Origin of the sequence: Citrobacter sp. ANG330 (genome assembly GCF_047467925.1) — a bacterium.
In the GTDB taxonomy this organism is placed as follows: domain Bacteria; phylum Pseudomonadota; class Gammaproteobacteria; order Enterobacterales; family Enterobacteriaceae; genus Citrobacter_A; species Citrobacter_A amalonaticus_G.
The window spans coordinates 165,909-191,906 of the sequence record NZ_JASJUI010000007.1 but is presented as its reverse complement, the minus strand read 5'-3'; the positions used below and the strand labels follow the sequence as shown (position 1 = coordinate 191,906).

The window sequence follows — 25,998 nt, the reverse complement described above, 5'->3', positions numbered from 1 at the left end:
TGTTCTCGTGAGATTAATTAATATTGAGTGGGATAAATGGCGATGTATACGTAGCCGCAACTACCAAGAGTATCGGCTTCGCACGTGAGTCCATTGTGGTAAAGCTTGACGCAGTGCTGATGTCGGGGAGAGAGCTCTCCGCTGGTGAGCATCAGCTCCAGCTGTTTGAGTATCAACGGAAAGGCCTGATCCAAGTGCAGCGAGTCATCATCGCTGAAAGCACCGTTGAATCCGGCCCGGTCAGCGAGAAAATGCAGGCGGTTGCCTTCCTGTACCAGACGAGCTCCAAAACAGGGTGTGTTCGTACTCTTTAGTCCCCACTGCGGGCAGGCGGGATTCTCCGGCTTGGTACCGGATTCTAAGTGGTTGTTCATTATTTTTCCTGATTAAAGGTAAGGATTAATTGAGAGTAACGCTTCGAATAATGACATAGGGACCATTGCGATCCTGACGACGTTCAGCAAATACGGCCAGAACGCCGCGTATATCTTCCACCTCGCGGCCAGCATAATGGCAGATGCTGCCTGACCATTTATATTTGCCCTTACAGAAGCGAAACAGCCGGGAGCCAGGATGCTGGCGGTATATCGCCATCGCCTGACGTTTGCTGATAATTTTCATGCTATTGCTTTCCTCTGAAATTACAGCCAGCCCCGTTCAGCAAATGAGACGATATCCATTCCGCCAACCACCAGGTGGTCCAGCAACCGGATATCTACCAGATCCAATGCCTGTTTAAGACGTTCTGTGATTCGTCTGTCAGCATCGCTGGGTTCTGAATGCCCAGAGGGGTGATTATGTGCGAGTACGGCCGCTGCTGCGTTATGTTTCAGGCCTGCCTTCACCACTTCGCGTGGATGCACACTTATGCTGTTGATGGTTCCGAGGAATAGTATGTCATCGGCAATAAGTCGGTGCTGATTGTCCAGCCACAGGACTGTGAATGCCTCGCGATCCATTGGGGCAAGCTGCAGCCGTAGCCAGTCGCGGACGGTGTGACTGGAAGTAAAGACCGCGCCGGGTTCACGTAACTGGCGCTCCAGCAGAATCAGAGCTTCCTGAATGGTTCGCTGTGCAGAGGCAGGTAATTCACAGGCAAACAGCGCTAGTTGCTGTTTCATGGTCATCCCCTTCAGTCGATGAGGTGCATGATGGCGCTGCATTCGGGGTGGCTTAGTGCGTAGCCACGCAACCGGTAATAGTGGGCCGTCATGGCATCACATTCCGTTCGGCAGGCATGATAGCTGTATTCCAGCAGACAGGCCGCGATACCGGCCGCCATGGAGCTCATTGCGCCGCGGTTGCCATTCATGGTATTGAACAGTGTTCACTGTTCATCGTTCTCATCATCCGGCTCGGGGGCCATAAAAGCCCCACCATTGCTGAGTGTGTAAAAACGCCAGATGCCGCCGCTGTAATTTTCACAAAGCCGGTCCATCCAGCCGAAGATACGGGGCTCCAGCAGTATCCACTGCGGGATACCGCCAAAGTGCTGCGGCCAGAAATGAAGTCGCTGTGCATCAGGCAGCAAAGTAGCGGTAATGGGAACCGTATTGTCAGTACTGACGAGCGTGTGCAGACTGGTGGTGTTACTCATGGGATATTCCTTATGAAAGATAATCATTGAGGGCCCGTTGAACAGGGCCTTACGGTTGAGAGGCAGGCTTAGGGGGGACAGAAAGATGGATTATTGGCAGGTTACCTCATCCAGGCAGAAGACCAAATGTAGTCCACTTCAGCTCATCACCTGCTGTAGTTCTTCTGCCATTACCCATAATGCGCGGTTAAGCTTGATGTCGCCGTCGATACCGTTTACTGCTCTCGTCCGACTACGTTTCCCCTGTGCTGAACGACCGGACAGACCTCCTTTACTCAGGTTTTCCTGCAGGCGGTTGAAGACACTCCACAGGTCATTCTGTTCATCCTGCCAGCGGCGGGCACTCAGTACCTGAGATTCGGTGACGGGGTGATGCTCTTCACCAAAACGGTACGTCAGGGCTGCTTTCGCCAGCGCCTGCTGCGCCGAAGGAGGCAGCAACAGAGACTGCATGGCATCTCGCTTTTCTTCCACCCGGTCAAATACGCCGAGCACCTCATAAGCGCCTTCAATGACTTTCTCCACCACATCGCCTTTATGGGGCACCCGCACTTCCCCCAATGACGTCCCGCAGACCAGTCCATTACAGCAGACGGAACGAAACAGGCCCGGCAGCATTTGATAGCTACTGGAGCCGTCATGTGAGTTGAGCAGAATAATTTCCGGGACCTGCTGGCCGGTGATTTGCCCGGCACGGCGCAGGCGCAGCATATGTTTCGTGTGCTCCCGGCGGCTCTGGTCACGGACGCGGGTCTGACAGGCAAAGAAGGGCTGAAAACCTTCCCGTTGCAGGCTCTCTAGTAGGGTAATGGTAGGAATATAGGCATATCGTTCACTGCGGGAGGCATGCTTCTCTTCACCGAACACGCTGGGGGTATGTTGCATCAGTTCTTCATGGGTCAGGGGGCGGTCGCGGCGGATCAGGTTAACGCGACCAAAGCGGCTGGCTAATTTCATGGGGTTACCTTCATGGATGACATAAACGAAAAAGCCCTGCTCATACGAGCAGGGCTTCAGAGGGGGGGATCAGGGAATTGCGGGATTCTTTAATGACAGCGAAAGTTACCGCGTGGTTATTTCGGGTCCGTATCAGCCTGGCTATTCCTCGCCGGTAAAGTGGCTTCAGCAGGAGCAGCGGTTAAGCCACCCTGGATAATTTTGTGTTTAGCAAAAGCCTCCGGCATCGCATTAATGCAGTAGGTGATATAAAACACGTTGAAGATGATGAGGTAGAAGATATTCATCTTCAGCTCAAATTTAAAGGTATTAAGCACATAGCTTTGCAGTGCTGTACGGGCTTTAAAGGCCCAGATGATATACATCACCGCGCTGGCAATAGATAACACGCCACCGAGCATGGCGATGGCATCCGCTGTTGGGTCATAGCCATAGAGTTCCGGGTCTGCCGTGCCCATCACGCTAAGCTGGCGTGAGATGCCGTAGCAAATAGCTATCCACAGAACATAAAGGTCCGACGTAAACGGCACCCGTGTGACTTCGCTGATAATGCCCTGCTTACGGTAGAGCCACATCAGTGGGTAAATGCCGAAGGTGATGAAGGAGAGTAATACAAAATTCAGCGTTTTTGTGTTGAGACGTGTGCTGAGGTCGGTAATAGCAGACATGATTTATCCTTAAAGGCTGGTGTTTCCCGAAGCTGAAGTAAAAGAGAACGTATTTTGTCAGATGGAGACAGGTTATTTTCCGGAGTACATGTGGTTGCGAACTTTCACCCACCATTTGCCGTTGCTGATTTTGTAATCGATTTTTTCATCATTACATTCATCAATTTCGGGGCCGACGTATTTCCCGGTTTCCAGGTTCAGTACGCTGATATTGCCTGCCGGGCAGGACATACCCATATCGGTTCGCAGAATGGCAAATTTTCCGCCAGAAGCAACGACAGAAGTTCCCATGTCGAGAGTCATCATTTCGTCATTGTCGATATGCACCCACTCTTGTTTACCACCACATCCTTTGCACCACAGACCATCCCCGGATTCGGTACTGGCGAGGGTATAGGGACTGTCGGGAATACGCGTTTGCGTGGTGATGGTGGCCGCGATGGCCGCTGTCGGTATGGCAAGGATAAATACCGTGGCAGAGAAAAAGTTCTTTGCTGAAAATTTCATTATTTACCTCACTGATTTGCATCCCAGAAATCTTTAAAGCCACGCCCACTGATTTTAAAATCACCGGTAATATCAGAGAGCGTGATGGTATGGCCGTATTCACTCAGGTAATTCACCAGCCACTGCTGGGTGGCTTTACCCCGAATAATCAGGGATATCTGACATTCCCCTTTCTTCTGCCAGATATGGCGCTCTCCCTGTACCGGCTGTTTATTGAGGGTCAGTGCCACGCTGTTGCTTTCCGGTGCCTGACAGACCTTTTTACTCCTTTCGTTTGTCTTTACCTGGATATATTCATACCCGGGCGTGTCATCCATAGAAAACACACTGTTCCGGTTAATGGTGTAGTAATACTCTCCGCTGGCATATCCCCAATCGCTGCCCGCGATGGCTGGTGCGGATGAGAGAGCCAGAAGTGCCAGTGTTGGCAGGGTCAGTTTCTTCATATTTATTTCCCTATGGGGCAAAAGTATCGACGAGGAAAATCATGGCGAACACGATAAAAATCGTGAGAACGATGTTGATAATGAAGCAGCGGAAGATTTTTCGTGCCAGACGATGCGGGAATGCCATAGCGTCCCTCAGTCTCTGACGATGAGAAAGAAGAGCAGCCCGGCGAGAATCGGGTCGATAATCATCGCCAGAATAAACCATCCCCAGAACGACCTTCCGGCCCCCTTAGCCAGAAAGCCCAGCATGACGGCCAGAAAAATCCATAACAAAACCAGTGGCATGTCATCTCCTTATAATATTTTGGATGTGCATATCCATATCTGTTTTATTTCAATCAGATAGAAGCATTTCAGCTCGATTTTATAACCCTATAAAGTTAAGGGATAATGAATAAAACAGATCGGAACGATCGACAAAATCGATCATGTAGAAGCAAAATCCTTTATCGTCGAACGAGAAAAGCTAATCGAAAAAGAAGGACCAAACGCTGCGGGCCACATGGGCAACCGTATGTGTAACAGCCTGAAGGGCTTTACGGGCTATCAGCGGTAATGGCGCACTCTCAATGACCCGGTCAAGGGTATCGACAACGATGTCGCCAAAGCTGCTGCGGGCGGTTTCCCTTATGGGAGTGGAGTGGTAAGACTGATGCAGATGAGGCAGCAGCGGGCTGCGTGCCTGCTTTGGGAGGCGGTTTATCATCTGCTCCACGATACGGGCCAGGTGATAACGCCCTTTTACAGATACAGAAATAATACTGTCATCCTGTATACCCAACTGGCTGGCAACGGCCTGCTGTTTACATTTGATATTCTCAAGCTGGGTGGTCGATGGCGTTGCTGAGTGCCAGTTCCATCGTTCAGAAGGCTCTACTTTATCCACCTGATTGAGTATCCAGAGCACAGGCGGCATGGTGCTGCCGCACTGTGCGAGGATTGCCTGATAAAACTGCTCCTCCACCGAGAAGGCCCGGTCATCGGCTTTCAATACCCACAGCACCATATCCAGCTTTGGGAGTTGTTCCTGATAGAGCTCTCGGTATTCGTTATCCCGACTCTGACTCTCGCCCACACCGGGCAGGTCCACCAGTGTGAGATAATGTTGACCAAATCGCAGACGCACACGCTGTGGTTCACGGGTACAGGCTTCCACGGCATTGACCGCGCAAACTTCACTGCGGAACAGGGCATTACAAAGCGATGATTTACCTGCTCCGGTTTTCCCCATAATGCCAATGACTGGCTCGTAGGTAATAAGCTGGCTGAGTTCCTTAATTAGGGTATGACGTAATGTGCGGGGATAGCCGCGTAAATGTCGGCGGATAATCTGATATCCGGATGGTTGCTTCATTGATAACTCCTCAGAAATAAATCAGGACACCCCGTAGGGTATCCTGATGAACAAGATGTGTTATTATTCAATTATGTAATATATATCTGAGAAATTTTAAACATTAGTATCCTTTCGTTTTTTATTTTCCCCTTGTTGGCATCACCCTCTTTTTCTGCTTTACGCTTGTTACTTAGTTCTTTTTTCTCTTTATTTGTAAGGTAGGTAAAGTCGTTAGAGAAAACTAGCGCTTTATTAGGATGAATTCTGTTTATGCGCCGAGCCAAAAAGCGGAGAAAAGCTAAGTGACCTGATTTATTATTCTTTAGTGAAGTTACCTTTTCAGCATACCTCGACCCCATTATTTCATCCCTAAAATTGCGATATAAGTCTTTAGGTTTATATTCACTTCTAATACCATTTTCAGGCTTGTTAATTATTAGTCCATAAAGATCTTCAGTTTTCGGACTGTGTTTAATATCAAATGGATAAAATACGCCACGCTGATCACAGTCCCTTTCACCCCTTCCTCCTGAATCCAACCATTGATACCATATTTTTTTAGGCATTTCATTACCTAGGCTATCTCCCTTAAAAAAGAAAACAACAAAATAAAATGGTCGATACAGTTCATCTAAAACAATAGCTCGAATATAAGCGCATGCGCTTTTATATTCACTATTGGATTTCATTATCTTGGTCATAACATCAAAACGACGTCTTAACTCCTCAAGGGAAATATTTAAGGATTCAAAAGAAAAGAAGTCATCTTTTTCTTCGTAACGTTCTACCCACTCATTCGAAAGATAAAATGCAAAAGGGAGCAAAGTTATTTTTTTATGTTCAGAAAGTATACTGCCATACTTTTCGGTTAAATATTTTAACGCTTCTTCCTTTTCCTTTATTGATTCTTTAAGTCTACTAGTAACATTTGTGATACGGCTGTTTTTTTGTTCGATAGATAGATCTAAATTTATTAGCTCGCTATCTCTTTGCGAATAATCTGGTCCTCTCACGTCATGATGAAGTCAGTTCAGATGTTTATATTGTTCATGATAGATATCATTAAGAAGGTTTGAAAGTGGTTCAGTTTCAGATGAACTAAAATCGATAAATGTATATCTCTCACTGATATCACCGTAATACTCTATTTCAGAATCATACGCCACATCTTGCTTGCGCAAATTGAATGCTCTGAAATCTCTAATCATGTCTTGTGCTTTTGCTTCGCTTGCCATCAGGCCCCCTCAGATTGTCATGATGATTACCAAAAACCATTACTATACTGTGGGAAACCATAGCCTTTCGGGACGTTTTTTTACAGCAAAAATGCGATCTTTTTTGCTCAAGATCATGGGTATTTAGCTGAAAAATAATGTAATTTTTGCGTCGTTTTTCTGAAAGCCTTGAACCCGCTTAGAGCCCCCCAAGGAGAAGGGAGTAACCCGGATTTTGAATTGCTGACACTACAGATTACCGATCATCCTCTCCACGCTGGACCACTTTTTTTGGCATGAATGAGAACAATATACCAGTGACAGTTATGGGTTATATCCCATATTTATTGCTACGTCATCCTCTGCATTCAAAAATAATGACTCTCTGTTATACTTATGTCAAAACATTTTTGGGGGAGTGATTGAGGCGGCGTCTGGTTCTGGATATTCCCCAGGGATTTAAATAGAGCCTTCAGTTAACCTTCGACCCTGAGCACTACAGAATTAAAATAGATTAAGGTATATTTATATAACTATAATGAAGTAAAGTTCTTAACACCAAGATCATAACTCCGCTTTCATTAATTATCCTACACTACATCACTATGCTTATCTCATACATGCCATCAACCCAATAAAGCTACCTACCTCCTTGAGTGACATCACAAGTCTATACAACCAACACCATTCCCCCGTGAAACTCATAAATTACATACGTCACTCTTCTAATGTCAAAAAACACTGAGGAGTAGCATATGCATTACGAAATAGAGACGAATGGCAAATACCAGATGAACCACCAGATACTCCCTGAACTGGTAAAACACTTCTACAGACTACTCAACAAATATTCAAAGGTGATCCCGTTACGCATGGACTTTGGGTATCAACGTTCAGATCTTTACCGTCACCCCGATGACTGGGATATATATCGACTTGTAGAGGAGTTCATGCGTGATGGGAAAATTGTGGGTTACTCATGGGTGATGGAATACTCGTCTCGTAAGCAGTACCACTTCCATGTCATGTTTTATCTCGACGGTCAGAGTTTTAAAAGCAGTTATCAGATAGCAAGATATATTGGCGAGAGGTGGAAAGCCAAATCGGAGGGTGAAGGGACGTTCCATATTTCAAATAAGAAATCCTATCATCAGGTCAGTGGTACGAAGATGATTCACCATAATGACAGAGACCGCCAGAGGGAAATTGAATACATCCTCAGCTATATGGCAAAGACTGATCAGAAAGAGGAATTTGAAGAATTTATTTACGGTACCAGCATAGTTTCACCAAACAGTGGGCGTGGTCGGCCAAGGAAATCTTATACGACAGAAAAGATACTTCAACAACTCTGTTGTAGATAATTAATACAGGACGTTCAAAAGTTACACCCCGGTTTCATCATCTGAAGGAATCACATCTCACTCGTAATTCCTTCTCCATTCACTTTACGGAGAACAAGATGATGAATACCGATATCCCTGTCCTAAATGACCAGTTTGTCGACATGAAGTTTATTACCCGGTTAACAGGCTTGACGGATAAATGGTTCTACAAGCTTATTCAGGATGGGGTATTCCCTAAACCCATCAAACTAGGGCGAAGCTCTCGCTGGTTGCAAAGCGAAGTGGAAGCTTGGCTACAACAGCGTATTGCTGAATCACGGAGCTGAACACACATGACGAAGAAACATGACCGCAGAACATGGCAGCCTCCTATACGCTGGATTTGTCTGCAGTGCAATCGACAATACTGCGGTGAACGTATGTGCCCGTACTGTTACAGCACGGCCAATATGATAGCCGCCACAGCTAACTGAGTCGCCACCCCTTTGTAACACTCCTGCTCACCCATTAAATCTATTACCCGCCAGATACTGCGCATGAAGTTGCCTATTCAGGGACGGCCTTTGCCTGCGTGCCATATGGCGGTGAGGACTATTACTATGTACCCAAAATCATTTCTTGCCCTCAATAACGCTGGTCGCCTGACCGGTGCCAGAACCGCATTACGCTCTCCTTACGAACGTTATACCTGTCATCACTGTGGTAGTGTCCTGGTACTGCATGCTGAGTCTGAACGCCCGTGGTTTGCGCATACCGATGCTGCACACGCTGAACGAGGCAGGCAAGACTGTCCATACAATCATCCTGACGTTGATGAAGTTCTGTTGATACGCCAGCTACAGCGTTACGTACCGAATGCAATGCCGATGGTCAGCCTCTGCAAGCATGCTGTTCATCATAGCCCTGTACGTGCCTACCACAAGGATGAGGAGGCCGTATGCTCATGATGCCATGCCACCTGGCTCTGAACAGCAAAGGTTCGCTGGTGGGGGCCCGTAGTGCTATCACTCAGCCCGATGAGAGCTGGACCTGCCTCTCCTGTGGATGTCGACTGATACTACATCCTGGAGATATCAGCGAGCCACCCTGGTTCGAACACGACCAGCGGTACGCAAAGATTTCTGCACTGATGTACTGTCAATACCGCAACCACCGCGATGGATTGCCGGGAGAGCGTTTCAGAGTGATGTTGTACACCATTCTGGAGCATTAGGCCTGCATGGTGCCTGAGGACTGGTATTGCGTCTGGTGTGGGCGTCATTATGTGGGAGAGAAGCACTGTGTGGGCTGTAACACGGGTATCTACAGCATCGAAGAAACCACCTGGCGGGAGAACTACACTTGTCCGATTGATAGTTCGGGTGACCAGCGTTCACTCCCTCGCGTGTCAGAAGGCCGGTAAAATGGCTATAAAATTCAGACCAACCGAATATGTGATTACTGCCGATGGTGAATGGGTGGCTGTTGTTGAACTCTCATATCTGCACGCAAGACCGCTGCTCTGTGGCTCCTGCCATGCTCCGGTGGTTGTGGTACAGGGAGATGCAGGTTGGGAGCTGGTTCACCGTCCGCGTTTAGAAGTCGACAGAAGGCATCTGATGCGTTGTTGTTACATTACACCTTCCCCAAATTGTCGACGGAGAGTTGGGGATCGTAAACCACCACCACTTGACAGTGGAGACACTGAAACTGGGAACCCCGTCGGAGGTGGTGGGCTGCCGGTGAAAAAATTAATAATTCCTCGCAGGACAGCAATATTTTAACGGCTATCGAATCTAGGCCTGACGCGGCAAGTGGGCTAGTGTAGTGGGGAGAGCATTTCGCGCTACAGTGATGCATTAGTTTAATATTACCAAATATAACTGGTAAGTTTCTAACCTCATATTTATTATGGATAACATTATTCGTATTGAGCAGGCGCAACCAGGACCAAGCCCATGTTACAGCGAAAAGACAATATTGATAAAATCAGCACTAAGCTAGCGATTTTGGCTCATAAAGTGGAATTAAATACCAGTTTGAATTTAATGGATTTAAATATACATGCTGAATATTTTTTCTGCGAACTACTAAATATGATATTTGATATATCACTAGTGAATTTAAACAGCATTAATGCAAATGCAAAATCAATTGATCTCATTGATGAGGCAAACAGACTTGCCATTCAAGTTACCTCAACCCCAGATTTTGCAAAAATCAAAAAAACAGTCAATGGTTTCATAGAAACTGACAATGTAAAAAAAATAGATAGGCTTATTGTTTTAATATTGATAAAGAAGAAAAAATATCATGCCAAGACTTATGGCGAAAAATTCACAATATCCCTTTCAGACGATGTTCTGGATTACACTGATTTGATTAAAATCATAATGGGTTTGCCACCTGCAAAAATACAGCAGATTTGCGATTATTTATCATCTCAAATTTTTGATACTCCAACGCAAAAAGCACCGAAAGAAGTTACGACCATTTTAGAAATGATCAAAATTCTGAGTACAGATGAGCACCCGTTGAGTGGGAATGGATTTCAAGAAGAGCCTGATCCTAATGGAAAAATAAATAAAAGATTTTCTGCTTATGCAGATTATTTAATGGGGGTTTATGTTCCATTAATGACAACTTATGCAGGGATTTTGAATGAAATCAGTGACTCAAGTGATTCTGGGGTAATAAATATAAGTAAACTTTCTGCATATTTAAAACGTGCTAGCAATACAGCTTTAGATGAATGTGATGGTGATCCTGTAAATGCATTAAACAAAATGACTGACTATTATGCATCTCGACTTCTTTCAAATGGGATAGACTATGATGATTCGGCAATTCAATACTACCTCATTGATAACATGATAAGATGCAATGTTTTCCCTAATAAGGTGGCAACGTCATGTTAAAACTTTTTTCAAAAGATGAACGAATAGAGAAATCAGCTCCGATAGTCGGTTCATATATATTAAAATTACTTGAAGAGAGAAGCAGTATTAGCATCTTCGAACTAGCAAAAAATTTGCGCAAGAATAGACTAATCGGTGTGCGTTCGATATACTACGGGATGATTTTTTTATACGCACTTGATTTGATCGATTTTAACGAACCTTATGTGGTTTTAAAAAATGATAAGAATAAATAAATTATACAGTGAACCTTATTCTTTTGAACCTATTGAGTTCAAAAAAGGAATCAATCTTATATTAGGTGAAAAAGATGAGTCATCTAATAAAACCAATGGGGTAGGAAAATCACTTCTTGTAGAATTTATTAATTTCGGACTGATGAAGGATTACAATCGCAGCAGGCTTTCGAAAATACCTAATACAGTTTTTTCGGATAAGACATACGTTTGTATAGATTTTTTTATTAATAAAACTCACATTATCGCAAAGCGAAGTATTTCAGAAGAAAATACTCCTACTTTGCTCATTAATGGGGTCAAAAAGAATTTTACGTCAATTGATGACGTAAATCATTTCCTGACTCTTTTAATGTTCCATGACAATAAGTCAAAATTACATCCGACTTTTAGAAAGATGTTAGGCCCTTTGATTAGAGATGAACGTTCGGAGTTCAAATCTATTATTGATTGTTACGATACAAAAACAAGAATTCCTCCTGACTTTGTACCGCATCTTTTCCTTTTCGGAATTAGTATACAGCTTTATAAAAAAATAAAAGAAATTAATAAATCAATATCTGAATTGAGTATTGCAAAACGCAAAATAAAAGATGACATAGAATCCATTTCAGGAAAGAAAATTGCTGATGCTAGGGCTGAGGTTAATGATCTTGATCATCAAGTTAAAATTATAAAGCAAGAAATGGAATTACTTGAAGGTGATAAAACATTCGATTTTGTTCGAGATGAAATAGTTATCTACGAAGATAGCTTAGATAATCTGAGAAATAAAAAAGCCATTTTAAAATCAGAACTCAACAAGATACAGGCCCTGATTGGGGATAATTATATAGATGAAAATGAAGTAATAGAACTATATAATAAGCTTAAAACTGGTCTTGGCGATAGTATTGGTAAAGAATTAAAAGATGTTTTAGGATTTAAGAAGAAAATTGATGATTTTCAACGTGTACTTATTGATGCACGTAAAGACTCTATCTTGGCTGATCTTGAGAAGATTGAAGTGTCCATATCTGAAATATCAGTTAAGCTGAGTTCAAAAACTGCAATAATAAAACAGAATGGTCATCTCAGAAATATCAAAACACTATTCCTTGCATATGAGAAAAAGTTGGAAGAACTTTCTCAACTATCCTCATTTATAAAAAAATTTGATGATTATGAATCTAAAGCGAAAGCTAAAAAAGCGGAGAAAGCAGCTAGAGTTGTAGAATTAGACATAGATATATCACATCAAGATTCAACTATTTCAGAATTCAGAGACACCATATCTGATATACATGATTATGTTATGGAAAATAGAAAGTGCTCATTTAGCATCTCTGCAAATGAAAAGAGTAGTGTTGTTGATTTCGACTTAAGGATATTTGATGACGGAAGTCATAGTAATGAGCGCGAAAAAGTATTTATTTATGACATGTCATTACTGTTAACACATGATACTTTCGTGAGACATCCAAAATTACTCATTCATGATAATATTTTTGATGTTGATAGAGATACTTTGCTTAAAAGCCTCAACTACATTTCATCAAAATCCAGTTGTTTGGAAGATGCGCAATATATATTGACACTAAATATAGATAAGTTGAATGAAATAGGAAAGGATGAGTTAAAACTAGACATTGAGAAATACAGAAGGGTGACTCTAACTAAATCTCATCGATTTTTAGGCCGTCAATATCAGGAGAAGTAAAACAGTAGTACGAGGCTAATAGCCTCGTACTATATGATAAAACATCTATTTTTTTGCCAGCTCACAAAGAATCAAAGGATTAACTTTATTTATATCTAAATAATCAGCCCACCACTGCGAAATAAGCTTTCTCTCATCAAGATGCTCTGTTTTATGTAAGCAGCACGAACTGAGTTCCACCCCTGATGGCTCATTTGCCGTTCAACAGCATCTCTCGACCACAAGCCGGGTTCTATCAATGCACTACATGCCATCACACGCAGCACTTTGTTCTCAGTGTTTTCACTTACCGGTTTACGCGCATCATAATCGCCACCAGGCTTGGGAACCTGTTTAAGGATTGCTAATGCCTGATGAGATAGGGTACCAAATGAGGCGTACGCATTTTCGAACTACAGTGTGCTTAGCCTCTTCGATAGCTTCTCGTCTGTAGCTCGGAGCTTTTCGAATATAAAGCGTCATGAAATTTTTAGTAGCCATCTTTACTTCCAGATGGCTATCAACTTGCTTTATGCTGTCTTCCTAAACTTCCCCTCTACCAGCCCCCATCTTTCCCCTGCTCACCAATGTAATCCGCATACCACTGCATCATCTCTCGTCTCCCTTCCAGATACTGCGCATGGTTATACGTCCCGCGAATCGCGTTCTTATCGACATGCGCAAGCTGCGTTTCAATCCACGCCGAGTTAAAGCCCTGCTCATGCAGAATGGTACTCATCGTGTGTCGAAAACCATGTCCAGTTAGCCTACCTTTATACCCCAGCAGCTCAATAACCTGATTAACGCTTTCCTTGCTGATAGGCTTGCGAGGATCGTTTCGACCGATAAAGACTAGCGGATGATGCTTCGAGATCGGTTCAAGCTGTTTAAACAGCGTAATAACCTGCTCTGAGAGCGGCACAATATGGGGCCGCTTCATCTTCATCACCTCTGCGGGTATTTCCCATAATTTCTTCTCAAAATCGATATCCACCCAGCGAGCGAAACGCAGCTCTTGCGTGCGTACACCGGTTAACATAATGATTTGAGTAGCTGTCTTCGTGATAATACTGCCGGTATAGCCCGCCAGATCGTTAAGGAAGTGGGGAAGTTCATTAGCAGTAAGGAAGGGGAAATGGACTTTTTTCGGTGTAGCTAAAGCGCTGGCAAGGTCGGGAGCGGGGTTGTAGTCGGCTCGACCAGTGACAATTGCATAGCGGAATACTTCACCGCAACGTTGACGAACTTTGCGCATCTTCTCCAACGCTCCGCGTTTCTCCATTTTACGCAGCGTTTCCAGTAGCTCCATTGGCTTAATTTCAGACACGGGGCGCTTGCCGATGTAGGGGAAGATATCTTTCTCGAAGGTATCGATGATTTCATCGCGGTAACGAAGTGACCAGCGGTCGGCTTTTGACTGATGCCATTCACGGGCAATGGCTTCGAAGGTACTTTTCAGGCTCATTTGTAGGGCGAGTTTTTCTTCTTTCTTTACTTCGCCCGGATCGCCCCCAGCGGCAAGGATTTTCCTGGCTTCACTACGTTTTTCACGTGCGTCAGCCAGTGAGATATCAGGGTAGACACCAATGGAAAGCATCTTTTCTTTACCAGCAAAACGATACTTCATACGCCAGTATTTTGAGCCATTAGCATTAATCAGCAGATACATACCGCTTCCATCAGCTAATTTATAAGGTTTTTCTTTTGGTTTTGCTGTTTTGACTTTCACGTCGGTCAATGCCATCACGTCCTCCAGTTTTTGATGAATTCATCCTCCTGGGGAACTTACGCCAGTAACCTATCTGATATCCCCACCCCTTGTATAACAAAGATGTTGATGAAACCTATTGTTATACATCACATTTTAAACGTTATGGGGGTGCTGAATTTTTGACGGGAAAATAATACCCCCTAATGCACCCCCAAAAACAACTTGATGTAGGTTGAAGTTGATTGACCTCAGGATACAAGAAAAACCTGATATATAAGGGATTAAACGGGGGGTTTGTTGATGTCGGGAGAGTTCAGAAGAGGCTAATTGGCGGAAGATCACAGGAGTCGAACCTGCCCGGGACCGCTGGCGGCCCCAACTGGATTTGAAGTCCAGCCGCCTCACCGGAGACGACGATCTTCCGCGCCTGCATTGCTACATGGAGGCGGGGCGCATTATAGCTACTTCCTGACGTTTCCACACCTCCTTACTCACTTTTTTAACTTCCCTTTCTCCTTGCCTTGATCGGTTTCATATAAATCCTCATAAATTCCTGCGGTTACATTTCTTCACATCTTCTCGCGCAACCGTGATCACAGAAAACAAGAATCGTAATTTAATAACAAGATATTGGAATACCCGCATCCAAAAGGATGGTTTACAAAAATGGTAACCGGTATCAGCGTGTGAGAGAGCGCCAGAGGATGTGCTATGACTAATCATATTTTGTCTGTTAAAGAGAAGATTGGCTACGGAATGGGTGACGCTGCCAGTCATATCATTTTTGATAACGTCATGTTGTATATGATGTTTTTTTACACTGATATTTTCGGCATCCCTGCCGGGTTTGTCGGCACCATGTTTTTACTGGCGCGTGCGCTGGACGCCATTTCGGACCCATGTATGGGGTTGTTGGCGGATCGCACACGCTCACGTTGGGGGAAGTTCCGTCCGTGGGTGTTGTTTGGCGCGCTGCCGTTTGGCCTCGTTTGCGTTCTGGCATACAGCACGCCGGATCTCAGCATGAACGGTAAGATGGTTTACGCCGCGATTACCTATACGCTGCTCACGCTGCTTTATACCGTGGTGAATATCCCGTATTGCGCACTGGGCGGGGTGATCACCAACGATCCCACGCAGCGTATTTCCCTGCAATCCTGGCGTTTTGTGCTGGCGACGGCGGGCGGGATGCTCTCAACTGTGCTGATGATGCCGCTGGTGAATTTCATTGGTGGCGATAACAAAGCGCTGGGTTTCCAGGGCGGGATTGCGGTGCTGTCCGTGGTGGCGTTTCTGATGCTGGCGTTTTGCTTCTTCACCACCAAAGAACGTGTGGAAGCCCCGCCGAACACCACCTCAATGCGCGAAGATCTGCGTGATATCTGGCAAAACGACCAGTGGCGAATTGTCGGGCTGCTGACCATCCTCAATATCCTTGCTGTCTGCGTACGCGGTGGCGCGATGATGTATTACGTCACCTGGATCCTGGGAACGCCGGAAGTATTCGTTGCCTTCCTTACAACCTACTGTGTCGGAAACCTGATTGGCTCAGCACTGGCAAAACCGCTCACTGACTGGAAATGCAAAGTCAGCATCTTCTGGTGGACCAATGCGGCGCTGGCAGTAGTTAGTCTCGCGATGTTCTTTGTCCCGATGCAGGCCGACATCGCCATGTTCGTCTTCATTTTTGTGATCGGTGTGTTGCACCAACTGGTGACGCCGATCCAGTGGGTGATGATGTCCGATACCGTCGATTACGGTGAATGGTGCAACGGTAAACGTCTGACCGGCATCAGTTTTGCGGGCACTCTGTTCGTACTCAAACTGGGTCTGGCGCTCGGTGGCGCGCTTATTGGCTGGATGCTGGCAGGCGGTGGCTACGACGCGGCGGCGAAAACCCAGAACAGCGCCACCATCAGCATCATTATTGCCCTGTTCACGATCGTCCCGGCCATCTGCTATCTGCTGAGCGCCGTGATTGCCAAACGCTTCTACACCCTGAAAACGCCTTACCTGAGAAATATCCTTGACCAACTGGCACAGGGCGCGCGTCGCAATCAGCAAGAATTTACGCATAACGAATTTCAGAACTAAAGGAACAGAGAATGAAAATTAGCGATGGAAACTGGCTGATTCAGCCGGGTCTTAATTTGACTCATCCGATCCAGGTATTTGATGTGGAACAGCACGGGAACGAACTGGTGGTTTATGCCGCGCCGCGTGATGTCCGCGAGCGCACCTGGCAACTCGATACCCCGCTGTTTACATTGCGCTTCTATTCACCGCAGGAAGGCATCGTGGGCGTGCGTATGGAACATTTTCAGGGGGCGCTGGATAACGGTCCGCATTACCCGCTCAACGTTTTACAGGACGTGAAGGTCGACATCCAAAACACTGCTGAGGTGGCTGAACTGAAAAGCGGTAACTTAAGCGTGCGCGTCACTAAAGGTGAGTTCTGGTCGCTGGATTTCCTGCGTAACGGCGTGCGCATTACCGGCAGTCAGTTGAAGAACAACGGCTATGTACAGGACACCGCCACTCAGCGGAACTACATGTTCGAGCGCCTGGATTTGGGCGTCGGCGAGACGGTTTACGGCCTGGGTGAGCGTTTTACCGCGCTGGTACGCAATGGTCAGACGGTAGAAACCTGGAACCGTGATGGCGGTACCAGCACTGAGCAATCCTACAAGAACATCCCGTTCTATATGACCAACCGTGGCTATGGTGTGCTGGTCAATCATCCTCAGTGCGTCTCGTTTGAAATCGGTTCAGAGAAAGTGTCGAAAGTGCAGTTCAGCGTCGAGGGCGAATATCTCGAATATTTCGTGATCGACGGCCCAACGCCGAAAGACGTGCTGAACCGCTATACCCGCTTCACGGGGCGTCCGGCGTTGCCGCCAGCCTGGTCGTTTGGCCTGTGGCTGACCACGTCATTCACCACCAACTATGATGAAGCAACGGTCAACAGCTTTATTGATGGCATGGCTGAGCGCAACCTACCGCTGCATGTCTTCCATTTCGACTGCTTCTGGATGAAGGCCTTCCAGTGGTGTGATTTCGAATGGGATCCGGTGACCTTCCCGGACCCGGAAGGGATGATTCGTCGGCTAAAGGAGAAAGGGCTGAAGGTCTGTGTATGGATAAACCCGTACATTGGGCAAAAATCACCCCTTTTCAGAGAGCTGAAAGAGAAAGGCTATCTGCTGAAGCGTCCGGATGGTTCTTTGTGGCAATGGGACAAATGGCAGCCGGGGCTGGCAATTTATGACTTCACTAATCCGCAGGCCTGCGAATGGTATGCCAATAAACTGAAAGGTCTGGTGGACATCGGTGTTGACTGCTTCAAGACTGACTTCGGCGAGCGTATCCCGACCGATGTGCAATGGTTTGATGGCTCCGACCCGCAGAAAATGCACAACCATTATGCGTACATCTATAACGAACTGGTGTGGAATGTCCTGAAAGAAACCGTGGGTGAAGAAGAGGCGGTTCTGTTTGCCCGCTCTGCTTCCGTGGGCGCACAACAGTTCCCGGTTCACTGGGGCGGAGACTGCTATGCCAACTATGAGTCAATGGCGGAGAGTCTGCGTGGCGGCTTGTCTATCGGCTTGTCCGGGTTCGGCTTCTGGAGTCATGATATCGGCGGCTTCGAGAATACTGCGCCGGCACACGTCTACAAGCGCTGGTGCGCGTTTGGACTGCTCTCCAGCCACAGTCGCCTGCACGGCAGCAAATCCTATCGTGTGCCCTGGGCGTATGACGAGGAATCCTGCGATGTCGTGCGCTTCTTCACCGAGCAAAAGTGCCGCATGATGCCGTACCTGTACCGTGAAGCGGCTCGCGCGCACGAGCGGGGCACGCCGATGATGCGCGCCATGATGCTGGAGTTCCCGGACGATCCGGCATGCGATTATCTCGATCGCCAGTATATGCTGGGGGATTCAGTGATGGTGGCGCCGGTTTTCTCGGAAGCAGGCGATGTGCAGTTTTACCTGCCCGAAGGACGCTGGACGCACCTGTGGCGCAACGACGAAGTGCAGGGTAGCCGCTGGCACAAACAGCAGCATGATTTCCTCAGTCTGCCGGTGTATGTGCGTGACAACACCCTTCTGGCGTTGGGCTGCAACCACCAGAAGCCAGATTACGCGTGGAATGCAGGCACTGCCTTCCAGTTGTTCTCTCTTGAGGCGGGACGTGAAGCCGTTTGCGAAGTCCCCGCTGCTGACGGTTCGGTGATCTTCACGCTGACCGCTAAACGCAATGGCAACACCCTCACCGTGACGGGCAAAGGTGATGCGCGAGACTGGACGCTGTGCCTGCGTAACATCGCGCAGATTAGCGGTATTCGCGGTGGTTCACACCGGGGAAGTGAACTGGGCGTGGTGGTGACATCGCAGAGTAATGAGATCGTCATTTCTCTTTAAGTTGATGTGCCAAGGGGGCGGAGATTCAGCCGCCCCCACAGCGCCAGCAACAGATACAACACGAGCGGTAATAAAAAGCTGAACCGGAGATTGAGTCCATCAATACAGACGGCTTGCAGTAAGGGAATAACTGCACCGCCAATGCCGGCCATCACCATGGCTGCGGCAGAAATATTGGCGATTGCCGGATTTTTGTTGATGGTGTGCCCGAAGATAATCGGATAGAGAATTGAATTGCCTAAGCCGGTCAGGATGAGCAGATAACCGCCAGTGGTATTGTTCAACCATATCGCGATGCTTACTGCTGTTGCGCAGGCCAGCGTCGCCATCAGAAACGGCGTGTAATTACCTGTTTTATCGGCGAGCAGACCATAAAGAAAACGCCCCACCAGCGCGCCTCCCCAGTAAAAAGAGACCAGCGACATTGCGCCAGTGGTGCCCCAGCCGCCGATGGTGATGAGATATTTGACCAGACTGGTCGCCAGGCTCACTTCGACACCGACATAGACAAAAATTGCCGCCACGCTGAATAACAGTTCTTTGTTCTTCCAGGCGTTATGTGTTCCCGACACGGCTTTTTCCGGGCGTGCCACATCCGGCAGGCGGATCCAGAAAACCCCTGCAATCAGCGCCAGCGAAAAGAGGGCGAGGAAAAGCCAGAGCGCGCTGATGGGCTCTTCGCGCGCCAGGATATTGACGGGGGAAAACGCCAAAAGTAGCGCAACCAGCATGGGGGCCAGCGTGGTGCCTAGCGAATTAACGGCGGAGGCCAGACACAGATTGCCAATCCGCTTGTGCGGTGCGCTGAGCAACGTCAGATAAGGATTGGCGACGACCTGCATTGCCGCCACGCCTGTCGCCACGACAAACATCGCCAGCAGTGACAGGGCGAAAGAATCCATCTGCAACGCCAGAACAAACACCAGACATCCCGCAACCGACAACGTTAACGACAGCAGCAATACCTTACGGTATCCCCGGCGTTCAATCAGCATTGAACAGGGCAGGCAGGTGAGGAAAGGGGCAACGTAGAAAATAACGGTAATCAAAATAGATTGTGACCATGACAGATGAAAATACTGATAGAAAAAGATGATCAACACGCTGTTAATAGCCGTTATATTTCCCCATAAGAAAAATATTATCGCGAGTAGTGTCAGATTTTTATTCATTTCTTTTTTAAATATGAAATTGTGATGAAGTGACCTGTTGCACAGACCGGTTGTTTAAAAAACTGATATATTTATAGTGCACTCACAGGAGCAGAAAATGGAACTGGAAAACGTATTTCGTGATGTAAAATTAAGTAAGACAGAAGTTACCGTACTGCGCTTTATTCAGAATAATCCAGAACAATGCATTCGTGAGGGCATCCGCACTGTTGCAGAGCACTGTTACAGTAACCCGTCATCACTGGTCAGGCTGGCGAAAAAGCTCAATTTTAGCGGCTGGCTGGAACTGGTGTACTTCATTAAATTTAATATCACAATGCCAAAACTTGATGTGACTAATGATATTAATTTTATGAATATCCAGCCTGCAGAAAATCTGCCTCAGCTATTACAACGTCTGCAACATGACCGTATTCTTATTCATGGTAGTGGTTTCTCTCAGCTGATTGCCCAATATATTTATAATAAATTCCTGGTGATTGGCGTGAATGCCAGTCTGGCACTTTGGCCGGACTACGAAATACTGGAACAAAAAACGGCTGCAAAATTTGACTCTATCTGGCTGGTGTCGAAATCTGGTCGCAGCAGTTCGGCATTAAATTGGGTCAAGGCGCTGGAAGGTAAAAATACCGACCTTGTCTGCTTTACCGGTGACTATCAAAGCCCGCTGGCCCAGGCGGCAAACACCGCCGTCATCATTCATGATCCGCAAAAATTTGATGATGATATCTACTGGAGCAATCCCTTCTTTGGTTACTGCATCCTGGGATTTGAACATCTGCTGAAACTCTGGTTTATGCAGAATCCGGGCGGGGCGCCTGTCGACGCCCCGGGGGCGATCATTTCCAGTCGCTAAATTGCGCTTCGTCGAGATACTCGCTAACCAGTTGTTCGGCCAACGACCAGGAGCCAATTAACGGGTGTGCCATTAATGCGCGGATTGCCAGGAACTTGTTTTTGCGCATAATGGCGTCTACCGCCAGACGTTCGTACTCTTTAACGCAGGAGATCATGTTTTTCTGGGCGTCCGGTACGTGAACTGGCGTAACGGGTTTCAGCCCCTCTTTATTCAGATCACAGCTGATCTCAATAACATCATCCGGGCGTAAGAAATCCAGCGTGCCGTTGTTTTGCAGCGAGACAACAATGCGTTTGCTGGTGGAACTGTTCACAGCTTCAAGAATATCCAGCGCCACCCCGGCGTAACCGCCGCTATCCGGCTCTTCAATAAACTGTTGTAGCGTCAGCGGTTCACGCGTGTTGAATTTTTCCTGATGTGACTCGCTCTGCATATAGCTATTTTCGCGGCGTAAATAGTGCTTCATCCAGATATCGAATGCGGTTTCCGGGTTTGCCTGTGCATCCACGTTTTGCAGTTCTTCGCGCATTTCTTTGTTGATCCGCGCGATGGTTTCACCGCGCGTTTCCGGTGCATCCTGAATCGCTTTCAGCGCCACTTCGCGATAGTAGTAGTAATAGAGATATTCATTCAGCAATTGCTTGTCGCAAAGTTGAACCAGCACCGGTGAGAAGTACTGCATCGCCGTCTTGCTGTACAGTTCCGGGTTGTTCACCAGTTTGTCGGTGACATCCTCACCCTTCACAGTGAAATGGGTAAACCACGAGAAGTGGTTCAGACCATAGCACTCCACTTTCAAATCCGCTTCGTCGCAGTTGAGGATGGCAGGTAGTTCGCGAATCAACTCTGAAGGGGCATCGCAAATGCCGTAAACCCGACGTTTAAACCCGGACTTAATGATGGCTTCGGTAACCAGCCCGGAAGGGTTGGTAAAGTTGAAAAGAATGGCATCCGGCGCGGCGTGTTCCTCAATCAGACGGCAATAATTGAGAATGGCGGGGATTGAACGCATCGCCATGGCAAAACCGCCCGCCCCGGTGGTCTCCTGACCCAATGTGTTATGGTTCAGTGCGATACGTTCATCGCGCACACGGCTTTCATCGCCGCCGACGCGCAGCGTGGTGATGACATAATTACTGTTTTTTAACGCGGATACCGGATCCGTCGTCAGGCTGAAACGAATATCAGGTCGAATCGTGGCAAAAACATAACGGGCGATTTCGCCGAAAATTTTCAGGTTCTCTTCTGCGTTATCGAGGAATACCACTTCTTGTAAACCAATACGATGCGCATTATAGGCCAGAGATTTCGCCAGGAACGCGGAGCGAACGCCGCCCCCGCCTAATACGGTTAATTTCATAACAACTCCTGATTAATTATTTGCCAGCCAGTTATCTACCCGGGATCGAACCTGTCCAACCCTCACGCCGTAAATAACCTGAACTTCATTTTGATTACGCACTACGCCATTGGCGCCGGTACTCTTTAATAAGGCTTCATCAATTTTGTCGGGATGATGGAGCGCGACGCGTAATCGGGTAAAACAGTTATCAACAGAAATAATATTTTCTTTGCCGCCTAAACCTTTAATGATCTCATCGGTGACGGCCTGGCTCGCGTTGGCCTTTTTATTGCGATACTCTTCTTTGCTGTAGAGTTTCACTTCGCCATCATCTTCGCGTCCCGGTGTTTTCAGATTGAGTCTGACAACCAGCGTTCGGAAAATCACATAGTACGCGGCGAATTGCCCGATACCGATCAGAACGTAGAGCGGCCAGCGGGTGAGGGCTGCCGGTAGCGGCAGGTTATAAATCAGAAACTCAATGAGTCCGGACGCGCCCCACGGGCGAACTGTCAGCAGATCGCAAATCGCCTGAGAGGCGGCGGTCAGCGTGGCGTGAATCAGCCATAACAGCGGCGAAATAAATAAGAATGTAAATTCAATAGGTTCCGTAATGCCGGTTAAAATAGAGGTAATAATAGCGGGTAACAGAATTGCCTTCGCCATCATTTTCTTCTCCGGCGTCGCGGTGTGGTAGAACGCCAGCGCCGCGCCAGAAAGGCCAAAGATCGTTGTCATCCCCTGCTGAGAAAAGCGCAGGGCTTCGTTCATCACCGGGGTGAGATCCGGATGGCGCATATAGGCCAGGAAGATAGCCTGCGTCCCGGAGACCACTTGCCCGTCAACGTTCAGCGTGCCGCCAATCTGGGTCAACTGGAACGGAGACCAGACGAAGTGGTGCAGTCCCGTTGGAATGAGGAATTTCTCAAAAAAGCCGTAGACAAAGACCCCGGCCACACCTGCGTTTTTCATGAAGCTGGTGAGTGCGGCAATGCCGTGCGTGATGAATGGCCAGAACCAGGTGAATGCAATGGCGTAAAAAAGGATCACCGGCGTCATAGCGATTAGGGTCAGTTTGGCGCCGCCATACATCGAGAGTGCGCCAGGCAGTTCAATACCAGAGACTTTATTGTGTACCCAGGCAATCGTGCAGCCGAGAATAATCCCTAAAAAAATCCCCATATCGACCACGACAAAACCTAAAATCTGTGTTTGTCCGGTGCCATAATATTCACCATTGATCTTCTCAGCGATGCCGTGAGTATATTCCAGCCAGGAGTGGTTTGCGCCCAAAAACATAATAAAACACATGACGGCAACCAGTGCGACTTCGGTTTTTTTATCTTTTGCCAGACCATAGCTGATACCGACACAGAAAAGTAATCCCAGATTACCGAATAATGGCCAGAAGGTATCACCGAGGAGTTGACCTATTTGATGTAAAAAGCTGGTTTCGGAAATAAGTGTCGGGTTGGTTAATATTGAGCTTAAGGCCAGAATTAAGCCAATAACAGGTAAGAACAAGACCGCCCCGATCATTGCTCTGGAGAATCTTTGCATATCCGCCAGAATACGTTGACGTATTACAGACATGGCTATTCCTTTATTTTATGTAGGGTGTTTGTAATTATTAAATAAAACTTCCAACGCAATCGTTATAACAACTCCCGGTGGGGATGAAAACCTGTTGCGGAAAATAGGCACAAATAACCGATAAATGAATACCTGTTTCGCTTTCAGGCGTAGAAGCCTCCCGGAATGAAGCATCCGGGAGTGGGAAGAGGTGATTACGGCGTAACGGGAGCGGGGGATACTGGAGCAGGTTCGGTTGATGTAACTTCGCCCGAGGTGACCACTCCGGCTTGCATGGTTTGCGTGACCTGCTGTTTATCCGCATTTATGGCGTGAAGCTGCCCATTCACCGTGGGTTTGAGGGGCGCGTCAGCCTGCACTGTGCCGCTGGCGGTCAGTTGAATATTGCCGTCACCTGAAATCGGTAGCGCGGGCCAGCCCCACTGCTGCAGGACGTTCACCGGGACGCCGCGTCCATTCAGGCTAACCTGCGTCTGACGCAGCGGTAATTGCGACACGCTGGCGGTCGCTTCCAGAATCCCTCTTTCCGTAAAAGCGCTCAGTTCGCTGATATTCACCGTGCTGGCATTGGCGGTTAAAGACAAAGAGGGGCGACGTACGTCGACGCGGTTGAAGGTGGCGGCGGCGGCATTCAGGGTCGCGTTTCCGCTCCAGACACCCCATTTCTGGTTCTGCACTAACCCCAGATTGGCGCCATAGCCATCCAGCGCGGTCAACTGCCACGGGAACGTCGGGTCGATATCAATGACCAGATTGCGGCTGGCATTAAATTTCTTCAGCGTCAGGCTGTTGAGCCAGGCGGGCAGTGGCTGCATCCAGCGCTGTTTCCAGTTTTCCGGCAGGGTGTACTCGATGCCCGCGATGGCCGCATCATCGAGGATTAAGGCTTTACCCTCGCGCAGCCAGTTGCCGGAGGTTCTGACCATGCCGCCCTCCCAGCGGGTGGTGAACTGGCGTAGCGCGATGCCTTGCGGTGAAAACTCGGCATTCAGAATAGGATCAAACAAGTGCAATGAGCCAAAAATGAACTCGCTGGCATTCATCGACAATTTGCCTTCCTGCGTCTGCCAGTCGTCCTTGCTGAAGGTCAGGTTACGCAAGCTGAGATCCAGATCGGTGACCGCCCAGTCCGGGCCCTGTAGACGCGCGTCAGTGACCTCAAGGCGGTTAATCTGTAGCGACGGAATAGTGGTAAGCGGCGCGAAAAAGTCTCTCAGCGATTTATCGCTTTGCAATCGGATATCGTTCAGTCGCAGATTTTCAACCATCCAGCTACCGTCGGCATGGCGCTTTGCCACGCCGGTTAAAGCACCGCGCGCGATATCCGCGCCGATAGTGCTTAATGTCACCTGTTCGTTATCAATACTGCCTTCAATCAGGACGTTAGCGGCGGGAACATCGTTCAGTGTCAGTGAACCGGCGCTGAGTTGAATCTGGGCTTTACTACCAAGCACTTTACCGGCTTCTGGCAGCCAGGGGATGATGCCGCCATTTACCCGCTGAGCGCTCAGATTCCACTCGCTGTCAGGGCTGTTAAACGCCATATCCTGTAACTGCAGGCGATCGGCCTGGAAGGGTAACGGTGCTGTATGAGGGGAAATATTCAGGGTGCCGTTTTGTAGCAGGATCGTATCGACATATCGCGGATGGGTCAGTTGGCGAGTGCTCAGGCCAATATCGACCGTTTTAGCCACAAGTGTTGCAGGTTGACCGTCGCGTCCAAAGGTGACGTTTTTCAGCAGGATATGCGAAGGAGAAGAAAAACGATGGTCCATCGCCTCAAAAGACAACCGATACTCGCTGTGCTCAGATATCCAGGCACTGACGTGTTCTGCACCCCAGCGTGTTTGCAGCAGGAAATAGAGGCCGAGAATCACCACCAGAAGGGCAATCAGCACGTAGAGAATCAGCTTTCCAATAAATTTCATGGTCTTCCATCCTGCGAAGGGCACATAGTTGAGTTATGCACGATTTACGCACAATCCTCAAGGCAGGAATCGTGAAAGAGTATG

25 protein-coding genes, 1 tRNA gene and 4 pseudogenes are annotated in these 25,998 nt (G+C 47.5%); 11 read left to right on the top strand and 19 right to left on the bottom strand.

Translation table 11 applies throughout. From position 1 onward, the window contains the following. Positions 1-17: 17 nt before the first annotated feature. The 12 genes and pseudogenes from QNN88_RS16580 to QNN88_RS16525 form a co-directional block, all read right to left on the bottom strand. A complete protein-coding gene (locus tag QNN88_RS16580) occupies positions 18-374 on the bottom strand; it encodes a type IV toxin-antitoxin system YeeU family antitoxin (RefSeq protein ID WP_414241181.1) in 357 nt (118 codons plus the stop codon). A gap of 25 nt (positions 375-399) precedes the next feature. Then, on the bottom strand, positions 400-621 hold the full coding sequence (locus QNN88_RS16575) for a DUF987 domain-containing protein (protein ID WP_414241180.1): 222 nt from the start codon (positions 619-621) through the stop codon (positions 400-402). Between the two features lie 20 nt (positions 622-641). After that, complete coding sequence (gene radC, locus QNN88_RS16570) at positions 642-1,121, bottom strand: RadC family protein (RefSeq protein ID WP_414241179.1); 480 nt, start codon at positions 1,119-1,121, stop codon at positions 642-644. Positions 1,122-1,132: 11 nt separating this feature from the next. Continuing rightward, a pseudogene (locus QNN88_RS16565) lies at positions 1,133-1,597 on the bottom strand (antirestriction protein). 138 nt (positions 1,598-1,735) lie between these two features. Further along, positions 1,736-2,554: a DUF932 domain-containing protein gene (locus QNN88_RS16560; protein ID WP_414241178.1), complete on the bottom strand. Its 819-nt coding sequence runs from the start codon at positions 2,552-2,554 to the stop codon at positions 1,736-1,738. A 116-nt stretch (positions 2,555-2,670) separates the two neighbouring features. After that, positions 2,671-3,222, bottom strand: a complete 552-nt coding sequence (locus QNN88_RS16555) for a DUF4234 domain-containing protein (RefSeq protein ID WP_414241177.1) — start codon at positions 3,220-3,222, stop codon at positions 2,671-2,673. 72 nt (positions 3,223-3,294) lie between these two features. Further along, positions 3,295-3,729, bottom strand: a complete 435-nt coding sequence (locus QNN88_RS16550) for a hypothetical protein (protein WP_414241176.1) — start codon at positions 3,727-3,729, stop codon at positions 3,295-3,297. An 8-nt stretch (positions 3,730-3,737) separates the two neighbouring features. Next, positions 3,738-4,175: a hypothetical protein gene (locus tag QNN88_RS16545; protein ID WP_414241175.1), complete on the bottom strand. Its 438-nt coding sequence runs from the start codon at positions 4,173-4,175 to the stop codon at positions 3,738-3,740. A 135-nt stretch (positions 4,176-4,310) separates the two neighbouring features. Next, positions 4,311-4,463 (bottom strand): hypothetical protein, encoded by a 153-nt coding sequence (locus QNN88_RS16540; RefSeq protein ID WP_414241174.1) that lies wholly within the window; start codon positions 4,461-4,463, stop codon positions 4,311-4,313. A gap of 181 nt (positions 4,464-4,644) precedes the next feature. Then, positions 4,645-5,532: a GTPase family protein gene (locus QNN88_RS16535; RefSeq protein ID WP_414241173.1), complete on the bottom strand. Its 888-nt coding sequence runs from the start codon at positions 5,530-5,532 to the stop codon at positions 4,645-4,647. A 71-nt stretch (positions 5,533-5,603) separates the two neighbouring features. Continuing rightward, positions 5,604-6,527, bottom strand: a complete 924-nt coding sequence (locus QNN88_RS16530) for a hypothetical protein (RefSeq protein WP_414241172.1) — start codon at positions 6,525-6,527, stop codon at positions 5,604-5,606. 12 nt (positions 6,528-6,539) lie between these two features. After that, positions 6,540-6,749, bottom strand: coding sequence for a hypothetical protein (locus QNN88_RS16525; RefSeq protein WP_414241171.1), 210 nt, complete (start codon positions 6,747-6,749; stop codon positions 6,540-6,542). A 734-nt stretch (positions 6,750-7,483) separates the two neighbouring features. On the opposite strand from QNN88_RS16525, the gene QNN88_RS16520 reads away from it, so the two are divergent. From QNN88_RS16520 to QNN88_RS16485, 8 genes and pseudogenes are all read left to right on the top strand, one after another. Then, on the top strand, positions 7,484-8,092 hold the full coding sequence (locus QNN88_RS16520) for a hypothetical protein (protein ID WP_414241170.1): 609 nt from the start codon (positions 7,484-7,486) through the stop codon (positions 8,090-8,092). A gap of 101 nt (positions 8,093-8,193) precedes the next feature. After that, positions 8,194-8,400 carry a helix-turn-helix transcriptional regulator gene (locus QNN88_RS16515; protein ID WP_414241213.1) on the top strand — a complete coding sequence of 69 codons (207 nt, stop codon included), beginning with the start codon at positions 8,194-8,196 and terminating at the stop codon, positions 8,398-8,400. A 273-nt stretch (positions 8,401-8,673) separates the two neighbouring features. Then, positions 8,674-9,021, top strand: a complete 348-nt coding sequence (locus QNN88_RS16510) for a putative zinc ribbon protein (protein ID WP_414241169.1) — start codon at positions 8,674-8,676, stop codon at positions 9,019-9,021. Next, positions 9,012-9,476, top strand: a pseudogene (locus QNN88_RS16505) (putative zinc ribbon protein). The gene QNN88_RS16510 and the pseudogene QNN88_RS16505 overlap by 10 nt, the downstream one beginning before the upstream one ends. 306 nt (positions 9,477-9,782) lie before the next feature. Then, positions 9,783-9,869, top strand: a pseudogene (locus tag QNN88_RS16500) (phage polarity suppression protein); the annotation flags it as partial. 142 nt (positions 9,870-10,011) lie between these two features. Further along, the gene (locus QNN88_RS16495; protein WP_414241168.1) at positions 10,012-10,971 is read left to right on the top strand and encodes an SMEK domain-containing protein; all 960 of its coding nucleotides are present in this window, start codon (positions 10,012-10,014) and stop codon (positions 10,969-10,971) included. Continuing rightward, positions 10,965-11,207: an ABC-three component system middle component 6 gene (locus tag QNN88_RS16490; RefSeq protein WP_414241167.1), complete on the top strand. Its 243-nt coding sequence runs from the start codon at positions 10,965-10,967 to the stop codon at positions 11,205-11,207. The genes QNN88_RS16495 and QNN88_RS16490 overlap by 7 nt, the downstream gene beginning before the upstream one ends. After that, positions 11,191-12,906: a DUF2326 domain-containing protein gene (locus tag QNN88_RS16485; protein ID WP_414241166.1), complete on the top strand. Its 1,716-nt coding sequence runs from the start codon at positions 11,191-11,193 to the stop codon at positions 12,904-12,906. Before QNN88_RS16490 ends, QNN88_RS16485 begins: the two co-directional genes overlap by 17 nt. A 45-nt stretch (positions 12,907-12,951) precedes the next feature. On the opposite strand, the pseudogene QNN88_RS16480 reads toward QNN88_RS16485, so the two are convergent. The 3 genes and pseudogenes from QNN88_RS16480 to QNN88_RS16470 form a co-directional block, all read right to left on the bottom strand. Beyond that, positions 12,952-13,297: pseudogene (locus tag QNN88_RS16480) on the bottom strand (tyrosine-type recombinase/integrase); the annotation flags it as partial. Between the two features lie 144 nt (positions 13,298-13,441). Further along, entirely contained in the window at positions 13,442-14,629 is a 1,188-nt protein-coding gene (locus QNN88_RS16475) for a tyrosine-type recombinase/integrase (RefSeq protein WP_414241165.1), read from the bottom strand. A 295-nt stretch (positions 14,630-14,924) separates the two neighbouring features. Beyond that, a tRNA-Sec gene (locus QNN88_RS16470) sits at positions 14,925-15,019 on the bottom strand. Between the two features lie 288 nt (positions 15,020-15,307). Between QNN88_RS16470 and QNN88_RS16465 the strand changes: the two genes are divergently transcribed. Beyond that, positions 15,308-16,690, top strand: a complete 1,383-nt coding sequence (locus QNN88_RS16465; RefSeq protein WP_414241164.1) for a glycoside-pentoside-hexuronide family transporter — start codon at positions 15,308-15,310, stop codon at positions 16,688-16,690. Positions 16,691-16,701: 11 nt separating this feature from the next. Beyond that, the gene (yicI, locus tag QNN88_RS16460) at positions 16,702-19,020 is read left to right on the top strand and encodes an alpha-xylosidase (RefSeq protein WP_414241163.1); all 2,319 of its coding nucleotides are present in this window, start codon (positions 16,702-16,704) and stop codon (positions 19,018-19,020) included. Here the strand turns inward: yicI and QNN88_RS16455 are convergent. Continuing rightward, on the bottom strand, positions 19,017-20,192 hold the full coding sequence (locus tag QNN88_RS16455) for an MFS transporter (protein WP_414241162.1): 1,176 nt from the start codon (positions 20,190-20,192) through the stop codon (positions 19,017-19,019). The two genes, yicI and QNN88_RS16455, sit on opposite strands and share 4 nt — an antisense overlap. A 97-nt stretch (positions 20,193-20,289) precedes the next feature. Between QNN88_RS16455 and QNN88_RS16450 the strand changes: the two genes are divergently transcribed. Beyond that, entirely contained in the window at positions 20,290-21,048 is a 759-nt protein-coding gene (locus QNN88_RS16450) for a MurR/RpiR family transcriptional regulator (RefSeq protein ID WP_414241161.1), read from the top strand. On the opposite strand, the gene QNN88_RS16445 is transcribed toward QNN88_RS16450, so the two are convergent. The 3 genes from QNN88_RS16445 to QNN88_RS16435 form a co-directional block, all read right to left on the bottom strand. Next, positions 21,032-22,411 carry a glycoside hydrolase gene (locus QNN88_RS16445; protein ID WP_414241160.1) on the bottom strand — a complete coding sequence of 460 codons (1,380 nt, stop codon included), beginning with the start codon at positions 22,409-22,411 and terminating at the stop codon, positions 21,032-21,034. The two genes, QNN88_RS16450 and QNN88_RS16445, sit on opposite strands and share 17 nt — an antisense overlap. Positions 22,412-22,423: 12 nt before the next feature. Then, on the bottom strand, positions 22,424-23,986 hold the full coding sequence (locus tag QNN88_RS16440; RefSeq protein ID WP_414241159.1) for a PTS transporter subunit EIIC: 1,563 nt from the start codon (positions 23,984-23,986) through the stop codon (positions 22,424-22,426). A 194-nt stretch (positions 23,987-24,180) separates the two neighbouring features. After that, a complete protein-coding gene (locus tag QNN88_RS16435) occupies positions 24,181-25,914 on the bottom strand; it encodes an AsmA family protein (protein ID WP_414241158.1) in 1,734 nt (577 codons plus the stop codon). Positions 25,915-25,998: the final 84 nt, after the last annotated feature.

Bases quoted from the DNA above. Each gene is read 5' to 3' on its own strand.
- QNN88_RS16580 (WP_414241181.1), bottom strand. From the start codon at position 374: ATGAACAACCACTTAGAATCCGGTACCAAGCCGGAGAATCCCGCCTGC.
- QNN88_RS16575 (WP_414241180.1), bottom strand. From the start codon at position 621: ATGAAAATTATCAGCAAACGTCAGGCGATGGCGATATACCGCCAGCAT.
- radC (WP_414241179.1), bottom strand. From the start codon at position 1,121: ATGAAACAGCAACTAGCGCTGTTTGCCTGTGAATTACCTGCCTCTGCA.
- QNN88_RS16560 (WP_414241178.1), bottom strand. From the start codon at position 2,554: ATGAAATTAGCCAGCCGCTTTGGTCGCGTTAACCTGATCCGCCGCGAC.
- QNN88_RS16555 (WP_414241177.1), bottom strand. From the start codon at position 3,222: ATGTCTGCTATTACCGACCTCAGCACACGTCTCAACACAAAAACGCTG.
- QNN88_RS16550 (WP_414241176.1), bottom strand. From the start codon at position 3,729: ATGAAATTTTCAGCAAAGAACTTTTTCTCTGCCACGGTATTTATCCTT.
- QNN88_RS16545 (WP_414241175.1), bottom strand. From the start codon at position 4,175: ATGAAGAAACTGACCCTGCCAACACTGGCACTTCTGGCTCTCTCATCC.
- QNN88_RS16540 (WP_414241174.1), bottom strand. From the start codon at position 4,463: ATGCCACTGGTTTTGTTATGGATTTTTCTGGCCGTCATGCTGGGCTTT.
- QNN88_RS16535 (WP_414241173.1), bottom strand. From the start codon at position 5,532: ATGAAGCAACCATCCGGATATCAGATTATCCGCCGACATTTACGCGGC.
- QNN88_RS16525 (WP_414241171.1), bottom strand. From the start codon at position 6,749: ATGGCAAGCGAAGCAAAAGCACAAGACATGATTAGAGATTTCAGAGCA.
- QNN88_RS16520 (WP_414241170.1), top strand. From the start codon at position 7,484: ATGCATTACGAAATAGAGACGAATGGCAAATACCAGATGAACCACCAG.
- QNN88_RS16515 (WP_414241213.1), top strand. From the start codon at position 8,194: ATGAATACCGATATCCCTGTCCTAAATGACCAGTTTGTCGACATGAAG.
- QNN88_RS16510 (WP_414241169.1), top strand. From the start codon at position 8,674: ATGTACCCAAAATCATTTCTTGCCCTCAATAACGCTGGTCGCCTGACC.
- QNN88_RS16495 (WP_414241168.1), top strand. From the start codon at position 10,012: ATGTTACAGCGAAAAGACAATATTGATAAAATCAGCACTAAGCTAGCG.
- QNN88_RS16490 (WP_414241167.1), top strand. From the start codon at position 10,965: ATGTTAAAACTTTTTTCAAAAGATGAACGAATAGAGAAATCAGCTCCG.
- QNN88_RS16485 (WP_414241166.1), top strand. From the start codon at position 11,191: ATGATAAGAATAAATAAATTATACAGTGAACCTTATTCTTTTGAACCT.
- QNN88_RS16475 (WP_414241165.1), bottom strand. From the start codon at position 14,629: ATGGCATTGACCGACGTGAAAGTCAAAACAGCAAAACCAAAAGAAAAA.
- QNN88_RS16465 (WP_414241164.1), top strand. From the start codon at position 15,308: ATGACTAATCATATTTTGTCTGTTAAAGAGAAGATTGGCTACGGAATG.
- yicI (WP_414241163.1), top strand. From the start codon at position 16,702: ATGAAAATTAGCGATGGAAACTGGCTGATTCAGCCGGGTCTTAATTTG.
- QNN88_RS16455 (WP_414241162.1), bottom strand. From the start codon at position 20,192: ATGAATAAAAATCTGACACTACTCGCGATAATATTTTTCTTATGGGGA.
- QNN88_RS16450 (WP_414241161.1), top strand. From the start codon at position 20,290: ATGGAACTGGAAAACGTATTTCGTGATGTAAAATTAAGTAAGACAGAA.
- QNN88_RS16445 (WP_414241160.1), bottom strand. From the start codon at position 22,411: ATGAAATTAACCGTATTAGGCGGGGGCGGCGTTCGCTCCGCGTTCCTG.
- QNN88_RS16440 (WP_414241159.1), bottom strand. From the start codon at position 23,986: ATGTCTGTAATACGTCAACGTATTCTGGCGGATATGCAAAGATTCTCC.
- QNN88_RS16435 (WP_414241158.1), bottom strand. From the start codon at position 25,914: ATGAAATTTATTGGAAAGCTGATTCTCTACGTGCTGATTGCCCTTCTG.